General features: G+C 66.4%; 14 protein-coding genes and 1 tRNA gene. 8 read left to right on the top strand and 7 right to left on the bottom strand.

Annotated features, from left to right (window positions below; all coding sequences use genetic code 11):
• Positions 1-31 precede the first annotated feature (31 nt).
• The 4 genes from QE379_RS12405 to QE379_RS12390 form a co-directional block, all read right to left on the bottom strand.
• Positions 32-382 (bottom strand): DUF952 domain-containing protein, encoded by a 351-nt coding sequence (locus QE379_RS12405; RefSeq protein ID WP_307000903.1) that lies wholly within the window; start codon positions 380-382, stop codon positions 32-34.
• On the bottom strand, positions 379-3,129 hold the full coding sequence (gene gyrA, locus QE379_RS12400; protein WP_307000901.1) for a DNA gyrase subunit A: 2,751 nt from the start codon (positions 3,127-3,129) through the stop codon (positions 379-381). The genes QE379_RS12405 and gyrA overlap by 4 nt, the downstream gene beginning before the upstream one ends.
• A 464-nt stretch (positions 3,130-3,593) precedes the next feature.
• Positions 3,594-4,292 carry an SDR family NAD(P)-dependent oxidoreductase gene (locus QE379_RS12395; protein ID WP_307000900.1) on the bottom strand — a complete coding sequence of 233 codons (699 nt, stop codon included), beginning with the start codon at positions 4,290-4,292 and terminating at the stop codon, positions 3,594-3,596.
• Positions 4,289-5,029 (bottom strand): YaaA family protein, encoded by a 741-nt coding sequence (locus QE379_RS12390; RefSeq protein ID WP_307000899.1) that lies wholly within the window; start codon positions 5,027-5,029, stop codon positions 4,289-4,291. Before QE379_RS12390 ends, QE379_RS12395 begins: the two co-directional genes overlap by 4 nt.
• A gap of 171 nt (positions 5,030-5,200) precedes the next feature.
• Here QE379_RS12390 and QE379_RS12385 point away from each other — a divergent pair, with 171 nt between their 5' ends.
• Positions 5,201-6,487 (top strand): hypothetical protein, encoded by a 1,287-nt coding sequence (locus QE379_RS12385; RefSeq protein WP_267433245.1) that lies wholly within the window; start codon positions 5,201-5,203, stop codon positions 6,485-6,487.
• 402 nt (positions 6,488-6,889) lie between these two features.
• On the opposite strand, the gene QE379_RS12380 is transcribed toward QE379_RS12385, so the two are convergent.
• On the bottom strand, positions 6,890-7,357 hold the full coding sequence (locus tag QE379_RS12380; RefSeq protein ID WP_007404259.1) for an Lrp/AsnC family transcriptional regulator: 468 nt from the start codon (positions 7,355-7,357) through the stop codon (positions 6,890-6,892).
• A 233-nt stretch (positions 7,358-7,590) separates the two neighbouring features.
• On the opposite strand from QE379_RS12380, the gene QE379_RS12375 reads away from it, so the two are divergent.
• The 3 genes from QE379_RS12375 to QE379_RS12365 are packed head-to-tail and all read left to right on the top strand — an operon-like array spanning position 7,591 to position 10,410.
• Positions 7,591-9,219, top strand: coding sequence for a HAMP domain-containing sensor histidine kinase (locus tag QE379_RS12375; protein ID WP_307000898.1), 1,629 nt, complete (start codon positions 7,591-7,593; stop codon positions 9,217-9,219).
• On the top strand, positions 9,152-9,397 hold the full coding sequence (locus QE379_RS12370; RefSeq protein WP_307000897.1) for a hypothetical protein: 246 nt from the start codon (positions 9,152-9,154) through the stop codon (positions 9,395-9,397). Before QE379_RS12375 ends, QE379_RS12370 begins: the two co-directional genes overlap by 68 nt.
• 2 nt (positions 9,398-9,399) lie before the next feature.
• A complete protein-coding gene (locus tag QE379_RS12365) occupies positions 9,400-10,410 on the top strand; it encodes a polysaccharide deacetylase family protein (RefSeq protein ID WP_307000896.1) in 1,011 nt (336 codons plus the stop codon).
• A 36-nt stretch (positions 10,411-10,446) separates the two neighbouring features.
• Here QE379_RS12365 and QE379_RS12360 read toward each other — a convergent pair whose 3' ends face one another.
• Complete coding sequence (locus QE379_RS12360) at positions 10,447-11,490, bottom strand: mannose-1-phosphate guanylyltransferase/mannose-6-phosphate isomerase (RefSeq protein ID WP_307000895.1); 1,044 nt, start codon at positions 11,488-11,490, stop codon at positions 10,447-10,449.
• Between the two features lie 155 nt (positions 11,491-11,645).
• On the opposite strand from QE379_RS12360, the gene QE379_RS12355 reads away from it, so the two are divergent.
• The 4 genes from QE379_RS12355 (at position 11,646) to QE379_RS12340 (ending at position 16,114) form a co-directional block, all read left to right on the top strand.
• Positions 11,646-13,034: a TIGR03013 family XrtA/PEP-CTERM system glycosyltransferase gene (locus QE379_RS12355; RefSeq protein ID WP_307000894.1), complete on the top strand. Its 1,389-nt coding sequence runs from the start codon at positions 11,646-11,648 to the stop codon at positions 13,032-13,034.
• Positions 13,035-13,036: 2 nt separating this feature from the next.
• Positions 13,037-15,055 (top strand): tetratricopeptide repeat protein, encoded by a 2,019-nt coding sequence (locus tag QE379_RS12350; RefSeq protein WP_307000893.1) that lies wholly within the window; start codon positions 13,037-13,039, stop codon positions 15,053-15,055.
• Positions 15,056-15,100: 45 nt separating this feature from the next.
• On the top strand, positions 15,101-15,919 hold the full coding sequence (locus tag QE379_RS12345; RefSeq protein ID WP_307000892.1) for an ATP-binding protein: 819 nt from the start codon (positions 15,101-15,103) through the stop codon (positions 15,917-15,919).
• 118 nt (positions 15,920-16,037) lie between these two features.
• A tRNA-Pro gene (locus QE379_RS12340) sits at positions 16,038-16,114 on the top strand.
• A gap of 179 nt (positions 16,115-16,293) precedes the next feature.
• Here the strand turns inward: QE379_RS12340 and QE379_RS12335 are convergent.
• Positions 16,294-17,286 (bottom strand): SH3 domain-containing protein, encoded by a 993-nt coding sequence (locus QE379_RS12335; protein ID WP_307000890.1) that lies wholly within the window; start codon positions 17,284-17,286, stop codon positions 16,294-16,296.
• Positions 17,287-17,374: the final 88 nt, after the last annotated feature.

Raw genomic sequence — 17,374 nt, 5'->3', positions numbered from 1 at the left:
GCAGTGCGGAGCCGCGCCGACGGCTGTGGGATCAGCCCGTTACAGGCAACCGGACGGTCCCGTCATCGTCCCGCTTCATCGGGCCATAGGCGACGACCGCCGTGAGCGGTAACGGTGCGTAAAGATGCGGGAAGAGTTGCCCGCCCCGGCTCTCTTCCCACTTCACCGCTTCGCCCATCGCCTCCAGGTCGACCGCCGCGACGTGCAGGTCGGTCTGGTCGGCGAAATGCTTGTCCACCGTCTCGGTCAACTGTGTGGCGGTGGAGAGGTGGATATAGCCGTCGGCCATATCCACCGGCGCCCCCGCGAAGACGCCCTCATGCTCCAGCACGGCCATCTGGTCGGCGGTCAGTACCTTATAGGCGGTGGCGGGGAGGCTCATTCGCCATCCTCGGGCCCGGCGGCCAGATTTTCGCCCACGACCGCATCGGCTTCGGGGGCGAGTTCGGGGGTGCCGTCGGCGAGGTTCATCTCGGCATCTTCCTCGGTCTCCTCGATGCGCGCGGCGGAGACGACATGCTCGCCCGCCGCGACGTTGAAGAGCCGCAGACCCGCCGAGCCGCGCCCGATGACACGGAGCGACGCCAGCGACATGCGGATCAGCTTGGCCTGATCGGTGACCAGCATCAACTGATGCCCCTTGGCGGCAGGGAAGCTGGCGACGACATCGCCGTTGCGGGCGATATTGTCGATGTTGGTGATGCCCTGACCACCGCGACCCGTGCGGCGATATTCATAGGCCGAGGACAGCTTGCCATAGCCATTGGCGCACACCGTCAGAATGAACTGCTCGAAATTGCGCAGTTCCTCGTACCGCTCGACCGACAGTTCCGGCTCGCCTTCCTTCTCGCCCTTCCAGGGGGCGAAGCGCAAATAAGCCTCGCGCTCTTCCTGGGTGGTGCCGACGCGGTGCAGGACCGACAGCGAGATGACCTCGTCCCCGTCCTTCAGCGTGATGCCACGCACGCCGGTCGAGGTGCGGCTCTGGAACTCGCGCACATCGTCGGCGGCGAAGCGGATCGCGCGGCCGCAACGCGTGGCGAGCAGCACATCATCCTCCGCGCCGAGCAGGGCGACGCCGATCAACCGATCCTCGCTCTCGTCGTCGAAGCGCATCGCGATCTTGCCGTTCGAGGGCACGTTGGTGAACGCATCCATCGAGTTGCGGCGCACCGCGCCCTTGGCGGTGGCGAACATGACGTGGAGCTTGCCCCACTCCGCCTCGTCTTCGGGCAGCGGCAACACGGTCGAGATGACCTCGCCCGGTGCGAGCGGCAACAGGTTGACCATCGGCCGTCCGCGCGTGGCGGGCCCGCCCTCGGGCAGACGCCAGACCTTGTAGCGATAGACCTTGCCATGGTTCGAGAAGAACAGCACCGGCGTATGGGTGCTGGTCACGAACAATTCGGTGACGACGTCCTCGTCCTTGGTCGCCATGCCCGAGCGACCCTTGCCGCCCCGGTTCTGCGCGCGGAAGGCATCGAGCGGGGTGCGCTTGATATAGCCCTGCATGGTCACGGTGACGACCATGTCCTCGCGCTCGATCAGGTCCTCGTCGTCGATACCATCGGCGGCGGCGGCGATTTCGGAGCGACGCGGCGTCGCGAACTGGTCGCGGATCGCGATCAACTCGCCGCGCATCACCTCGTACAGCTTCACGCGGTCGGCCAGAATCGCCAGCAACTCGGTGATCGAGTCCGCCAGCCCCTTCAACTCGTCGCCGATCTCGTCGCGGCCCAGCGCGGTCAGGCGGTGCAGGCGCAGGTCCAGGATCGCGCGAACCTGGGTCTCCGACAGGCGGTAGGTGTCGCCAAAGCCTTCGCTCTCGACCGCCTCGACCAGGCGGATGTACGGCGCGATCTCGGCGATCGGCCATTCGCGGGCGAGCAGCGCTTCCCGTGCGGCGACCGGCGAGGCCGAGCCACGGATGATGCGCACCACCTCGTCCAGGTTCGTCACCGCGATGACGAGGCCCAGCAAGATGTGCGCCCGCTCGCGCGCCTTGGCCAGTTCGAACTTGGAGCGGCGGGTGATCACCTGCTCGCGGAACTGGACGAAGGCCTGGATGATGTCGCGCAGGTTGAGCAGTTCGGGCCGCCCGCCGCGAATGGCGAGCATATTGGCCGGGAAGCTGGTCTGGGCGGGGGTGTGCCGCCACAACTGGTTGAGCACGACCTCGGGGGTCGCGTCGCGCTTCAGGTCGATGACGATGCGAACGCCTTCGCGGTTCGACTCGTCGCGAATGTCGCTGATCCCCTCGATCCGCTTTTCCTTGGCGGCCTCGGCGATCTTTTCAACGAGCGCGTTCTTGCCCTGCTGATAGGGGATTTCGGTGAGGACGATGGCCCGGCGATCGCCGCGCCCTTCCTCGATCTCGTGACGCGAGCGCACGATGATCGATCCGCGCCCCGTCTGATACGCCGATCGTGCACCCGAGCGCCCCAGGATCAGCGCGCCGGTGGGGAAGTCCGGCGCGGGGACGATCTCGTTGAGTTCCTCGACCGTGATCGCGCCGTTTTCCATGTACGCCAGGCAGGCATTGACCACCTCGCCCAGGTTGTGCGGTGGGATATTGGTCGCCATGCCGACCGCGATACCGCCCGCGCCATTGACCAGCAGGTTCGGATACTGCGCGGGCAGGACCGAGGGTTCGCGTTCCGAGCCGTCATAATTGGGCTGGAAGTCGACCGTATCCTTGTCGAGATCGTCGAGCAGCGAATTGGCGACCTTGGCCAGCCGCGCTTCGGTGTAACGCATCGCGGCGGGCGGATCGGGGTCCATCGAGCCGAAATTGCCCTGGCCGTCGATCAGCGGCACGCGCATCGACCAGTCCTGCGCCATACGAGCCAGCGCGTCATAGATCGCGCTGTCGCCGTGCGGGTGATATTTACCCATCACGTCGCCGACGATGCGCGCCGACTTGCGATAGGGCTTACCCGCGACGAAGCCGCTTTCGGCGGCCGAATAGAGGATACGGCGATGGACGGGCTTCAGGCCGTCACGCACGTCGGGCAGCGCACGCGCCACGATCACGCTCATCGCATAGTCGAGATAGCTCGACTTCATCTCGTCGACGATGGAGATCGTCGAAATATCGGAAGGTTCCGCGAGGGTCGTCTCGTCGGCCAAGTCTTGTGCTTTCCGGGTTGGTGTTCAGATGGGAAGCGTTGTTCCTAGCCCAGCAAAAGCCGCCTGACCACCCCCGCGCAACCCATTCGCGAGAGGCCGTTCGGGAGCGAAGACGGACGCGCAAAGGGGGTGGCGGGGGCGGGCCCGGCGCTCATGCTCCCCCCTCGGCAGCGGATCGCGGGACTTTGGAGGCGCTGGCCGCCGACGGGAGTGGAGCGGCGACCAGCCCTGTTCTTATGGCTTTTCAACGGTTTCAGGCGAATGTCTCGGATGTTACGATGTTGTAATCTGAATGATAATAACAGGGTGGGGCTGCTCTCGGGCCGAGGGTGTCTGTCCCGACCTCCGTTCAGCCTGAGCGAAGTCGAAGGCCAAGGGATGACGGCGACCGCGCCGCGATGGCCGGGCGTGCGCTTCGACTTCGCTCAGCGCGAACGGATGATGGGGTTGGGTTGGCCGTCCGCCTAAGGCTGGACCTCTTTGCCCTCCCAGTCGAACAGCTTGCCGCTGTCGGGCGCCTTCAGCCCGTCGATCACGTCGAGCAACTGGACCGCCGCACGGTCGGGCGCGAACAGGCCGCCGGGGCGGACATGGCCCTGAAACGGCCGGGACAGCGCGGTATCGACCGTGCCCGGATGCAGCGCGACGACGATGGAGCGGTCGTTGCGCCGCTTATGCTCGATGGCGAGCGTGCGAATGAACTGGTTGAGCGCGGCCTTGGACGCGCGATAGCCGTACCATCCGCCCATGCGATTGTCGGAAATCGACCCGACCCGCGCCGACAGCGCCGCGAAGATCGTCCGGCCGGTGCGCGGCATCAATGGGAGCAAATGCTTGGCCACCAGCGCCGGGCCGATCGCGTTGACCGCGAAATTGCGGGCGAGCCAGACGGGGGCGAGTTGGTCGATCGCTTTTTCCGGGCCGTGTTCTCCGTCATGGAGCAGGCCGGTTGCTACGATGACGAGATCGGGGGCGGTGCCTTTCGCAATGCGTCGCGCCGCCGCCGCGATGCTGCCCTCGTCCTCCAAATCGATATGCGCGTCCCCGGCCATGGACCGGGCATAGCGGGCGACCGCCACACCTTCTTCCTCCAGCGCATCGGCGATGGCCGCGCCGATCCCGCCCGATGCGCCGATGACGACCGCCTGCTTCCATTCGGTCATCGCACTAACCTCCATGTCGTCGGCGTGCTCGCCTTGGCATCGAACGCATAGCCGTCGCTGTCGAAGCCGCGCATCGCGTCGGTATCGGTGATGGCATGCTCGATCATCCAGCGCGCCATCGCCCCGCGCGCCTTCTTCGCGTGGAAGCTGACGAAGCGGTCGCCTTCGCGGAAATCGACCGCGATGACGCGGATCGCGGGGGGCAGCTTGCCCTCGACCGAATGCCAATATTCCTGGCTGGCGAGGTTCAGGATGGCGCCCGATCCTTCCGCCTCGACTTCCTTCGCCAGATGCTCGGCGATCCGGTTCCCCCACCAGTCGGTCAGCTTGTCGCCACGCGGAGCCCAGCGGGTGCCCATCTCCAGCCGATAGGGCCGCATCGCATCCAGCGGCCGGAGAAGGCCGTAAAGACCCGACAGCATCCGCAAATGATCCTGCGCGAACAGGATCGCGGGTTCGTCCAGCGTCTTGGCCTCCAGCCCGGTATAGACGTCGCCGGCAAAGGCGAACATGGCGGGACGTTCGGGCGCGGTCGCGAAGTCGCGGAACCGATCGGCATTCAGCTTGGCGAGCGCGGGCGAGATGCGCATCAGCGCACTCAGCTTGTCTTCGCCCAGCCCGGCGGCGGCACCGGCCAGCATATCGGCCTCTGCAGCGAAATGGGGCTTTGTAGGTGCGAGGTCGGGCAGGGGGCTCTTGTAATCGAGCGTCTTGGCGGGGGAGATGACGGCAATCATGATGGCCGCCGCGCTAGCGCCGGGAGCGTTCGCGTTCAATCCGCGTTCAGCGGTTGAGGGGTAGGGGAGGACCGGATCATCGCATTGCTTGAACAGGACGCGCGCTGTCCCTATCAAGCCCGTCAGATACGGTTCTGGACCCGACAGGCTCTATTCTTGGAGAAAATTCGCATGAAGATCATCCCGAAGCTCGCGCTTGCGGCTGTGCTGGCGACGAGTGTGAGTGGAGTTGCCCTGACCGTTCCGGCTGCGGCACAGAAGAAGAAGGAAGAAGCGGGCGGCCTGAAGCTGAGCCCCGAGGCGCTGAAGGCCGCGCAGGCCGCCCAGCCCGTGCTTCAGCAGAAGAACTACGCCGCCGCCGAACCGCTGGTCGCCGCCGTCGAAACCGCCGCCAAGACCGAGGACGACAAGTATATCGCGGCGGCACTGCGCTACGAACTCGAATCGGGCAAGCTGTTCGCGGCCCAGCAGGCCAATCCGAACGCGCCGGTCGATGAAGCCGCGCTCGCCAAGCCGCTCGACGCGCTGATCGCCAGCCCCTCGACCCCGGCGGCGGACAAGCCGCGGTATGTATTCCGTCGCGGCGCGCTGGCCTATAACGGCAAGCAGTATCCGATCGCCCTGCAATATTTCAACCAGGCCAAGCAGCTCGGCTATAACGACCCGAACCTGCCGATGCTGATCGTCAAGGCGAAGATGGATTCGGGCGATGTCGCGGGCGCCAATGCCGAACTGGCGAGCGCGATCGACCAGATGACCGCGTCGGGCCAGAAAGCGCCGGAGGACTATTACAAATACGCCATCGGTCGCGCGAACAAGGCCAAGATGGTCCCCGAGACGCTGTCCTGGATGCGCAAGTGGATCATCGCCTATCCGACCGCGCAGAACTGGCGCAACTCGCTGGTCATTTATGGCTTGCAGCCGGGTTCGCTGGCGACGCTGGACAAGAACCAGCGCCTCGATCTGTTCCGCCTGATGCGCGCCACCAAGTCGCTGGCCGACCAGAACGACTATATGGAATATGCGCAATATGCGACGGACAAGGGCCTGCCGGCGGAAGCTGAAACGGTGCTGAAGGAAGGCATCGCTTCGGGCAAGATCCCCGCGGGCAATGCGACCGCCAAGGCGATGCTGACCGCCGCCGCCGCCAAGAGCCGCCAGGAGGGTTCGCTCGCCCCGACCGAGGCGCGCGCCAAGTCCGCCGCCGACGGCAAGCTCGCCGCGCTGACCGCCGAGGCCTATTATGGCCAGGGCAATTACGCCAAGGCCGCCGAGCTGTACCGCGCCGCGCTGCAAAAGGGCGGCGTGGATGCGAATGAGGTGAACACCCGCCTCGGCATCGCGCTGGCGGCACAGGGCGACAAGGCCGGTGCCAAGGCCGCCTTCGACGCGGTCCAGGGCCAGCCGCGTGCCGATCTGGCGGGTTTTTGGAAGACCTATCTGGACGCCCAGGCATAAGGCCGACGACCCCCGCGCCGACGAGGCGCGGGGGTTTTTGGTGGTGGCCCGTTAATGACGCGGGCCGAGCTCAATAACCCTGGCTCCGTTGAGCCTGAGCCAAGTCGGAGGCCATGGGCCTCACCCTGTTGAGGGCGAGGATCATGCACTTCGACTTCGCTCAGCGCGAACGGAGGGTGGGATTTGGGCCGACGGGTGGCGTTGTTACTCGGCACATCTCTACCGCCGTTCAGCCTGAGCGAAGTCGAAGGCAACGGGATTCTACGCCATCCAAGGCGGGTTCAAGGCCATCACCTCGACCGCCGGCATACCTCCGGGAGAAAAGCCCGCCGCCTCAACCCCACGAAAAAAGCCGACCATCCCCACGGACGATCGGCTCTTCATTGCGCAAGAAAACCCCGCTCAGTCCGCTTCGATCGGTATTCCCGACACCTGCTTGGCGGTCCGGATAGTCAGCGACGTCTTGACGCTCGCGACATTGGGGGCGGGCGTCAGGTGCGTCGTCAGGATTTCCTGGAAGCTCTTCAAGTCCGACGCGACGATCTTCAGGATGAAGTCGATCTCACCGTTCAGCATATGACATTCGCGCACTTCGGGTATGCCCGCGACATGCGCCTCGAACGTCGCAAGGTCGTGCTCGGCCTGGCTGCGCAGTGACACCATCGCGAAGACGGTGATCGGGAAACCCAATCGCGCGGCGTCCAGATCGGCATGATAGCCCCGGATCGCGCCCGCTTCCTCCAGCGCGCGGACACGGCGCAGACAGGGTGGCGCCGTCAATCCCACTCGTTCGGCCAGCTCGACATTGGTCATACGGCCGTCGGCCTGCAACAGCGCCAGGATTTGCCGATCGATGCGATCGAGCGCCATTACACGATACTCCACATAAAAAGCCGATTCCCTATGCTCTGATCCGGCGGACTATAAGAAAATTACGCACTACCGCAATTCTCCCATATTGCAACGCCATGGATCTGGATATTTGCAGGTTACCAGTTGGAAGGATAAGGACGTTAAGACAGGCTGGTTACGGCGATACAGCCATGCGAGAAGGGAGCTCAGTGCGGTTCGACGATAGCCTGGCGACGATTTTATCGGCTGACATGCGCTCGCCCTTTGGCGCGCAGACCGCCTGGCGGCAGCTTGTCGACCTGATGGCGCGTGGCCGTGTTCCGGCCGACCCGCCGATGTTGAACCGGCTTCACCAGTTGCGCGATTCGGTGCCGGAGGATGTCCGTGCCGCCAGCGGGCGCATGTTGAGCGCCGGTCATCCGCCCGCCGAACTAGTCGCCTTCTTTTCGCAGGACAGCTTGTCGGTCGCGGCTCCGGTTCTTCGCGGCGTCACGCTGGCCGACGATGAATGGCTGGCGCTCCTGCCGCTGCTGTCGCCCGGCGCACGCTCGGTGCTGCGCCATCGGCGCGATCTGTCGGATGCGGTCGAGCGTGGGCTGGAAAGTTTCGGCGCGGTCGATTTCGTCCTCCCCAACCTGGCTGAACCGATGCCGGTGGAAGGGGAAGAGCCGGTATTCGAGACCGCACCGGTGGTGGCCGAACCTGCTGCCGCCACGCCTCGCGAAATGTCGATCGAGCCTGAGGCGGTGGATCCGGCGTCGCTCTCTGACGATGCGTTTCCCGAGGAAGACAGCCTGCCGCTGTCCGTGCTGGTCGATCCGGTGCCGACCCAGGCGGCGACGCCTTTCGTCGCCTTGGGCCAGGTGGCGCGCGGGCTGCCCTTCATGGCGGAAGCGCTCCGTCATGCCGAGGCACCCGCTGCACCGCCACGCTACGAAATCGCCGATCTGGTCGCCCGGATCGAGGCCTTCAATCAGCGGCGCGAGGCAGCGCCCGACACCCCCCATGGCGATGCGGGACCGGCGCATTTCGATTTCGAAACCGATGTCCATGGCCTGATCCTGGGCGTCGAGGGCGTCACGCGCGGCCCCCTGGTGGGGGCGAGCATCGCGGAGACCGCCGCGCAAGGGTTGGCGCAATTCGATGGCGTCGCGATGGGGGCGTTTCGTCGCCGCTCGCCTTTCCGGGACGCGCGGCTGGAAATCGGCGGGTCTTCCGCGGCGGCGGGGTCGTGGCGGGTGTCAGCCATGCCCTATTTCGACCCGGCGACGGGTAGCTTTGCGGGCTATCGCGGCAGCGGTCGGCGACCACGCCGGGACGAGATCGCCAATGTCCGCGAGACGGCGGCCGTGGCCGAGACGGCCTCATCCGATTCGCTCCGGCAATTGGTGCATGAGTTGCGCACCCCGGCCAATGCGGTGGCGGGCTTTGCCGAACTGATTGAAAGCGAACTTCTGGGCCCCGTCGCCCCCGTCTATCGCGACCGGGCCAGCGCGATCCGGTCGATGGCGGCGGACCTGCTCGCGTCGGTCGAGGATCTCGATACGGCGGCGCGGATCGAGGGGCGGGTGTTGGAGCTTCGCCCGACGGTCGTGCCGCTCTCTCCGTTGATCCAGCGCATTCTGGTCGAACTCAGGCCGCTGGCCGAGTTGCGGCGCGCGGGAAATCCGGTTCGACCCACCCTCCGTGGCCATCGCCGCATTGGCCGACGACCGTGCGAGCGAGCGGCTGGTGGCGCGCCTGTTCTCGGTGTTGCTGTCGAACTGCGTGGTCGGCGAACGCCTGACAGCCAGCCTTTCGGTGGAGCAGGGCATGGCCGTGCTGCGCGTCGATCGCCCGCTGTCGCTGACCGTCGAGACGGAGGCGGCGTTGCTGAGTGAGGCGGGGGACGAGGACCAGCGTGACGGCGCGCCCTTGCTGGGCACCGGCTTCTCGCTGCGCCTGATCGACAAGCTGGGGGCCGAGATGGGGGGGGGGCTGACCATCGGGTTGCACCGGGTCGTTCTCGCTTTGCCTCTCGGCGGCGATCAGCGCGCGGGGCAGGCGTCGATCCTCTGACCGTGCCCACGGCCGCTCGCCCCTGGCGTCCCGATCCCGCGAGTGCGGCGGAACGCATCGACTGGCCGGAGGAGTTCGGCTGTCGTTTCCTGGTCACCGTCGATGTCGAGGAGGAGTTCGACTGGACGGCTCCGCTCGACCGGCGACATCGCTCGACCAGGGCGATGCGGGCGTTTGCGCCGGCGCACCGCCGCTTTGCCGAGGCCGGGGTCGGGCTGACCTGCATGGTCGACTATCCGGTTGCGGTCGATGCGGCGTCGATCGCGGCCCTCTCCGAATGTCTGGACGATGGCCGGTCGGAGATCGGGGCACAGCTTCACGCCTGGGTCACGCCCCCGCATGAAGAGGTGGTCGATCCGTTCACCAGCCATGCGGGCAATCTGCCTCCCGCATTGGAGGCGGCAAAGCTCGATCGGTTGACCGACGCCATCACCGCGTCCTTCGGGCGGGCGCCGCGCATTTTCCGCTCCGGGCGCTATGGGCTGGGGCCATCCTCGCTGCCGCTGCTGGCCGAGCGGGGTTATCGGATCGACAGCTCGATGCGGGCGCTGCACGATTATGGCGGCGGCGGCGGCATGGACTTCAGCGGGATCGGCCCGCATGGCTTTCGCCGTGACGGGTTGATCGAGTTGCCGTTGACCAGCGTCTATACGGGCTTGCTGCGTGGGCGGGGGCAGGCCCTCTATTCCAAAGCGGGGCGGCTTCCCCATGGCCGGGGTGCGATGGCGCGGCTGGGGTTGCTGTCGCGTATTCCCCTGACGCCTGAAGGGGTCGGTATCGACGATGCGCTCGCCGCGATCGACCAGGCGCTGGCGGATGACGTGCGGCTGCTGACCTTTTCCTTCCACTCGCCGACCCTGGAGCCGGGACACACCCCCTATGTCCGCAATGCGCGGGACCGGGCGATGTTCGATCGCTGGTGGGATGCGGTGTTCGAACGCCTTGCGCGGCACGGTGTGACCACGACCACCGTTTCCGAAATTCTCGCGGTGCTGGATCGCCAGAACGGCTGAGCCGGGCGGCGGTCGAACCGCCCGGCTCGTCTGGCCTTAGCGCTTCATCGCCTCGATCAGCTTCTTCACGTCCTGGCTGCGGCCGCGCGGCAGAATCAGGACATCGTCGCCGCTCGCCACGATGATCAGGTCCTCGACATCCACCGCCGCGACGCGGACCCGGTCGGTGCGGATCAGGCAGTTGCGGGTGTCGATGGCCAGCACCTCGCCGCGATGGCTGTTGCCGAACACGTCCAGATCGCTGATCGCGTGAAGCGCGTCCCAGCTTCCGACATCGTTCCAGCCCATCGATACGGGCACCACGGCCACGCGGTCCGCGCGCTCCATCACCGCATAGTCGATCGAATCGGACGGGCAGGCGGCGAACTCCGCCTCGTCGGGGACCAGGCGCTTGTCCTCGCGCCGCGCCGCCCGCATCGCCTTTTCGGCGGCGACCAGCATTTCCGGCGCATGCTGGCCCAGCTCCTCCAGATAGCGGTCGGCGCGGAACAGGAAGATGCCACCGTTCCAGGCATAGTCGCCGCGTGCCAGCATCGCCTCGGCGCGCTCCAGCCTGGGCTTCTCGACGAAGCGCGCGACCTGATGCACGCCCTTGGCGATCTCGCGACCGACCTGGATATAGCCGTAACCCGTCTCGGGCTTGTCGGGGGCGATGCCGAAGGTCGCCAGCCACCCCTGCGACACCATGGGCAACGCCGATCGGATCGCGGCGTGGAAGGCGTCGAGATCGGCGATCACATGATCCGAGGGCATGACCAGCAGCACTTCCTCGGGCCGGGCGGCAAGGGCCGCGAGCGCGATGGCGGGCGCGGTGTTGCGCGCCACCGGCTCCAGGATCAGCAGTTGCGGCGCGGTTCCGGCTTCGACCAGTTGCCGCTCGACCAGATCGGCGTGACGCTGTCCGGCGACGACGATGGGGGCCGCGAACCCGTTGGAATTGGTCCGCTGCGCCGTCAGTTGGAGCATGGTTTCATCGGAGGTGATGGGAAGAAGCTGCTTGGGCATCTCCGGTTTGGACATCGGCCACAACCGGGTGCCGGACCCGCCGGAGAGGATGACCGGCACGATCTGATTATTCATGAATGCCCCTTCAAATTGCCGTACAACCCGTGGGATCGGTGTGTACGATCGTCTCGTCACGCGCCACAACGCATTTCTTCATGTTTCGTTTGTCATTTATTGCAAAAATTATGGACGGTTGCGCGACGGGGCGCATGGGGACGATCGCCAGATAGATGATCCGCCTGTTTAAACATTATGTCCCACACGCCGCGCTCCTGCTCGGGTTGGTCGATTTCCTGCTGCTGATCGTGGCGGCGGAGCTGGGCTGGTTGATCCGCGCGCGACAGATCGGCTTCCCCCCCGGAACGCTGGTCGAGCGCTTGCCCCAGGTGCTCAGCTTCGCCCTCCCGCTCCAGATCGCGTTGTTGGCGGTGGGGGGCTATGCGGCGGCGTCGTTCCTGTCGTTGCGCTTCGCGGCGGCACGGTTGATGGTCGCGGTGTCGATGGGGGTGATCCTCCTGTCGCTGATCTTCTTCTTCTTTCCGGGGCTGTCCTATTGGCGGTCCAGCCTGTTCTTCTCGATGCTGATCGCCATCGTCCTGCTGGTCCTGGAGCGGGCGTTGATGGGGCGGATGCTGGGCGGCGATCGGTTCAAGCAGCGGGTCATCCTGATGGGCGCGGGCGACCGGGCCGCCGCGATCATGGCGCTGGCGCGGCAGCCGGGATCGAACTTCGTGGTCGCCGGGGCAATCGCGATGAACGACGCGGAGACGGCGGTTCCCGATGCCGTCCCGCGCAGCGCCATTCCCAATCTTCAGGAATTCGTCATCGAGCGGGAGGCGACGGAGGTCGTGCTGGCCTTGCAGGAACGTCGCAACGCCTTGCCCTATCAGGACCTGCTGCGCGTTCGCACGACCGGGGTGCAGGTATATGAACTTTCCAGCTTTCTGGAGCGGCAGACGGGTCGCATCGATCTCGCCTCGGTCAGCCATAGCTGGCTGATTTTCTCGGAAGGCTTCGCCTCGGGCCGGATGTGGTCGGCGATGTTCAAGCGCACCTTCGATATCACGGTGAGCCTGATCTTGCTGGTCTTAGCGGTGCCGGTGATCCTGTTGACCGGGATCGCCATCCGGCTGGAGTCGCGTGGCCCCGCCTTTTATCGCCAGCGCCGGATCGGCCTGTTCAACCAGCCCTTCGACATATTAAAGCTGCGTTCGATGCGTCAGGATGCGGAAATCGCAGGGCAAGCCGTCTGGGCTGAGAAGGACGACCCGCGCATCACGCGGATCGGGCGGTTCATCCGCAAGGTGCGGATCGACGAATTGCCGCAAATCTGGTCGGTGCTGATGGGCGAGATGAGCTTCGTCGGCCCGCGCCCCGAACGCCCGCAATTCGTCGAGCAATTGGAACAACAAATCCCTTTCTATGCCGAGCGACATATGGTGAAGCCGGGGATCACCGGCTGGGCACAGCTCAACTATCCCTATGGCGCGTCGATTGAGGATGCGCGGCACAAGCTGGAATATGACCTGTATTACGCCAAAAATTATTCGCCCTTCCTTGACGCGCTGATCCTGTTGCAGACGCTGCGGGTGATCCTCTGGCCGACGGGCGCACGATAGGCGTGAGTGAGGCGACGAAGCCGCCTTATGCCGGACGTGATCGGCGTCGCTCGACCCCCTATCCGATGCTGCGGCGCAAGCGTCGCATCTGGCGACGGCGTTCGATCCGGCGGCGGATCAGGATCGTCGCGGTTCTCGCCGCCATTGCCCTGGCGATCGCGGGGCTGCTGACCCTGCTTTACAGCGGCAGTCCGCCGGTCGATCCGGCGCAGGCGCTGCGGCGCGCGAGCCTGGCGCTGGAGGCGGGGAATTACCACGCGGCGCATGACCAGGCGCGGCAGGCCGCCGGAGCCGCGCCTCGCTCAGGCCAGGCGCAAATGATGCTCGCACGGACCAGCCTGTTGCTGGGGCAGGGGGTGACGGCGGAGGCCGCGCTCGACCGTGCGCTGGTCGATGGAGTGCCGAGGGTCCGGACGCTCGCCGATCGGGCGGAGGCTCGGCTGTTGCTGGGCAATGTCGCCGGGGCGCAGGACGCGGTGAACCGAATGCCCGCCGAGCGCGATGCCGCGATGATGCGTGTCGCCGCACAGCTTCGCGCACGGCAGGGCAAGGGCGGTGCCGTGCTTCGCCGAAGCCTGGAGCAACTGGTCGCCCGCTTTCCCAATGATGCGCGCGGCTGGACCGATCTGGGACGCAGTCGCTTCGGAGCGGGGGACATGGACGGCGCGACGCAGGCGGCGGCACGGGCGGTGGCCCTAGCCCCGGCCGACCCCGCCGCGCTGACCTTGCAGGGGGAGGTGGTGCGGGCCCGCTACGGCCTGACCGCCGGTCTTCCCTGGTTCCGGGCGGCCCTGGCGCGCGATGCCTATTATCATCCCGCCCTCATCCAATATGCCGCGACACTGGGCGATTTGGGTCGGGCGTCCGATGCGGTAGCGGCGACGCGGACCGCGCTGATCTCCGAACCCGGCAGTCCCGAGGCCCTGTATCTGCAAGCGGTGATCGCCGCGCGGGCGGGCCAATATGCGCTGGCGCAGCATGCGCTGCAATTGACTGGGGGCGCCTTGGCCGCCCGGCCTTCGGTCGCCTTGCTGGACGGCGCGCTGGCCTATGCGCAGGGCCGCCCGCAGCGAGCCGTGCGGGTCTGGTCGCGGCTGGTGACGATGCAGCCGATGAACGTCGCGGCACGACGCTTGCTGGCCTTGGCGCAGATCGGGATCGGCGACCGCGCGGCGGCGCTGGCGACGCTTCGCCCCATCCTGTCGCGCGCGGATGCCGATGGCTATGCGCTTCGCCTCGCAGCGATAGCGCAATCGGGGGATAGCTCCGAACTGATCGACAGGATCGCCAAAGCGCAGCGGAGCGATGCCGCCATCTTCCGTTCGGATCGTCCGGTCGGTGACCTAGCGCTCGCCGCCGGCGGCTCGCCGACCGACCCGACCTATGCGCTGGGGCTGATCCGGGGGCTCGCGAGCCATGGCGATCAGGCGGCCGCGCTGCAAAAGGTGCAGGCGCTGGTCCGGGCCAGCCCCGGCGCAGCAGTCGCGCAAATGGCCTATGGCGATATGCTCGCGGTGACGGGACGCATGACCGAGGCGGTCGGGCCCTATGCCCGCGCGGCCAATCTGACCTTTGACGAGCCCGCCATGCTGCGGCTGATCGACGCCTATCAGCGTATCGGCCAGTCCCGCGCGGCGGCGACGGCGCTGGGGCTGTATCTGTCGCAAAACTCGCAAAGCTTGCCCGCCCGCCGGCTGTTGGCGGCGTGGCAGATGGCCGCAGGTCAATGGGACGACGCCATCGAGATGCTGGAAGGGCTGCGGACGCAACTGGGACCAGGCGACATCGCGTTGCTGCACAATCTGGCCATCGCCTATGCCGAGAGCGGTGACGGGGTGGTGGCGCGTCGCTACGCCGCTGCGGCCTATCGGCTCGACCCTATGAACGCCGGGGTGGCGGATGCTTACGGTATCGCGCTCGCCGCCAATGGCGAGGAAGCGGGCGCGCGGCAGTTGTTCGACAAGGCACTGGCATTAGCGCCCGGCGATCCCGTCATCCTGAGGCATCGCGCTGCGCTATAGGCCCGGTGCTTGGCAGGAGGCGGGGGGCGTGGTTAGAGGCACGCCATGATCGACCTCGACCCCCGGATACTCGAACGCATCGCCGCCGCGCTCGAACGTCTCGCTCCGCCGCCTCAGCCTTCCGCCGATACGCTCGCGCATCCGGCCTATCTGTGGCGGAACGGCGTGCTTACCGCCGCGCGCGGTTTTGCGCCGGTGCCCTTGTCGCTTCTTCAGGGATTGGATCGTCAGCGCGAATCGCTGATCGCCAATCTGGAGCGACTGGCGGACGGCCATGCGGCACAGGACGTACTGCTCTGGGGCGCGCGGGGTACGGGCAAGTCCGCGCTGGTCAAGGCGGGCGTCGCCGCCGTGCAGCAGCAGCGCCCCGGTCGGCTGGCGCTGGTATCCGTCGATACGCTCGACAGCCTGCCCGAACTGTTCGGCGTTCTGGAGGGCGTGGACCGCGCCTTTGCGGTGTTCATCGACGATCTCGGGTTCGACGGCGCAAGCGAGGCGCGGGCGCTGCGCTCGCTGCTCGACGGCGGGGCGGAGGCGCGCCCCGCACACGTCCGGTTGCTGGTCACGTCGAACCGGCGCCACCTGCTGCCCCGCGATCTGGGCGAGCAGGACAGTGCGATCAATCCGCGCGACGTGGTGGACGACCAACTGGCGCTGTCCGATAGGTTCGGGTTGAGCCTGGGTTTCCATACGCTCGACCAGGACGGCTATCTGGCGATCGTACGGGCCTATGCCGATCGCTACGACCTGCCGTTCGACGGGGCGGAGGCGATCAACTGGGCGACGCGCCGGGGCAACCGTTCGGGCCGTGTGGCGTGGCAATATGTGGTCGATCTGGCGGGCCGGATGGGGCGGTCGCTGTAATAATTTCAGCGACAGATGAAAAAGCGCTTGCGCCCGTCCGAACCGCTGGCTATTGGCGCGCCTCCAGCACGGATCGGCCTTCCCGAAAGGCTTAGAAAACCGATCCGTACTCTCTAGTCGGGGAGTAGCTCAGCCTGGTAGAGCACTGCCTTCGGGAGGCAGGGGCCGGAGGTTCGAATCCTCTCTCCCCGACCATTTTCGCGATAGCGCCATTCCCTCCGGGGTTCCCCAGCACCGACATCGATCGTCGCGGTCAGCATCCACATCCCGGCTGTCGTATAAAGAAAAACCGCCCCGCAATGGCGTTGCGAGGCGGTGATGATCGAAGCGGGCCAGGGCTTGGAATGCCCCGGCCACGCTCCACTATGGATCGATCAATGCGTGCTGTGCAGCGACGGACGGTCGGCAGACAGGCCGGCCGGGGCGAGCTTGGTGTTCAGAACCCAGCCGACATTGTCGTTCTCATCCGCGACTTCCCACCACAGGCCGTTCTTCGTCCCGGTCGGATAGACGGTCGATCCGGCCGGGATCGTGCGAATCACATTGCCCGAGGCCGCCGCGCTGCTCCGCAGGGCGATATCGGCCTGCGCCGTGAAGGTCTTGGCGGGCGCGGCCTCGGCCGTTCCGGCGGCCCCAGGCGTGATGAGGCCCAGGCCGCTCACCAGCTTCGAATAGGCCTGGATGAACGACAGGGTCACGATGCGGCCGATATCGGTATTGTCATAGCCGCCACCCACGGCCCCGGCGACCGCGAAGAAGCCGCCGCCGCCCAGCGACAGATTGTTCTTGGCGGCATAGCCCTCTTCGGTGGCGATCGTCTCGGTGGTGCGGACATTGGTCAGCGAGAGGACGGTGTTGGCCTCCATCTTCTTCGACTTGATGCCGCCCAGCAGGCCGCCGACGCGCCCGCCCAGCAAGCCGCCGATGCCCGCCGCCGCGCCGCTGCCGCTGGTATTGGAATTGGCGCCCTGTACCTCCGCGACCAGGACATAGTCCGCCGCCTTCACCTGACCCTGGCCGACATTCGATCCGCGTTGCAGGCCCAGATTGCCGCCAAGCGCACGTTCGCGTTCCGCCGCGTTCAGCCCCGCGCCGCGATCGACCAGGTTGAAGCAGCCGGACCGCTGGACCAGCACCTTCAGCAGCTTGGACGGGGGTGCGAGGTTCCAGGCGCCCGTTACGCTCGACGTGTCGCCATCGACGATCGACAGCGTGCCCAGCTTGCGGGCGCAATGCGGCACGTCATTCGCGGTGGCTTCCTGCAAACGCTGCCCACTGCTCGGCTTGGCGAGCTTCTGGGCGGCGACGGGGCCGGAGACGATCAGGCCAAGGCTGGCGATGACGGTGGCGAGGGACGATTTGATCACGGTAAGCTCCCCAACAAACCGCACGGCCTTCAGGGATTGCCGCCCCCATGACCGTGCATCCTGCGCAGGCGTCTAGCACTCTGGCGCA

The organism is Sphingomonas sp. SORGH_AS_0879, assembly GCF_030819175.1.
In the GTDB taxonomy this organism is placed as follows: Bacteria; Pseudomonadota; Alphaproteobacteria; order Sphingomonadales; family Sphingomonadaceae; genus Sphingomonas.
This window is presented reverse-complemented; position numbering and strand designations above follow the sequence as displayed.

Bases quoted from the DNA above. Each gene is read 5' to 3' on its own strand.
- QE379_RS12405 (WP_307000903.1), bottom strand. From the start codon at position 382: ATGAGCCTCCCCGCCACCGCCTATAAGGTACTGACCGCCGACCAGATG.
- QE379_RS12385 (WP_267433245.1), top strand. From the start codon at position 5,201: ATGAAGATCATCCCGAAGCTCGCGCTTGCGGCTGTGCTGGCGACGAGT.
- QE379_RS12370 (WP_307000897.1), top strand. From the start codon at position 9,152: ATGGCCGTGCTGCGCGTCGATCGCCCGCTGTCGCTGACCGTCGAGACG.
- QE379_RS12360 (WP_307000895.1), bottom strand. From the start codon at position 11,490: ATGAATAATCAGATCGTGCCGGTCATCCTCTCCGGCGGGTCCGGCACC.
- QE379_RS12395 (WP_307000900.1), bottom strand. From the start codon at position 4,292: ATGACCGAATGGAAGCAGGCGGTCGTCATCGGCGCATCGGGCGGGATC.
- QE379_RS12345 (WP_307000892.1), top strand. From the start codon at position 15,101: ATGATCGACCTCGACCCCCGGATACTCGAACGCATCGCCGCCGCGCTC.
- QE379_RS12355 (WP_307000894.1), top strand. From the start codon at position 11,646: ATGATCCGCCTGTTTAAACATTATGTCCCACACGCCGCGCTCCTGCTC.
- QE379_RS12380 (WP_007404259.1), bottom strand. From the start codon at position 7,357: ATGGCGCTCGATCGCATCGATCGGCAAATCCTGGCGCTGTTGCAGGCC.
- QE379_RS12375 (WP_307000898.1), top strand. From the start codon at position 7,591: ATGCGCTCGCCCTTTGGCGCGCAGACCGCCTGGCGGCAGCTTGTCGAC.
- QE379_RS12390 (WP_307000899.1), bottom strand. From the start codon at position 5,029: ATGATTGCCGTCATCTCCCCCGCCAAGACGCTCGATTACAAGAGCCCC.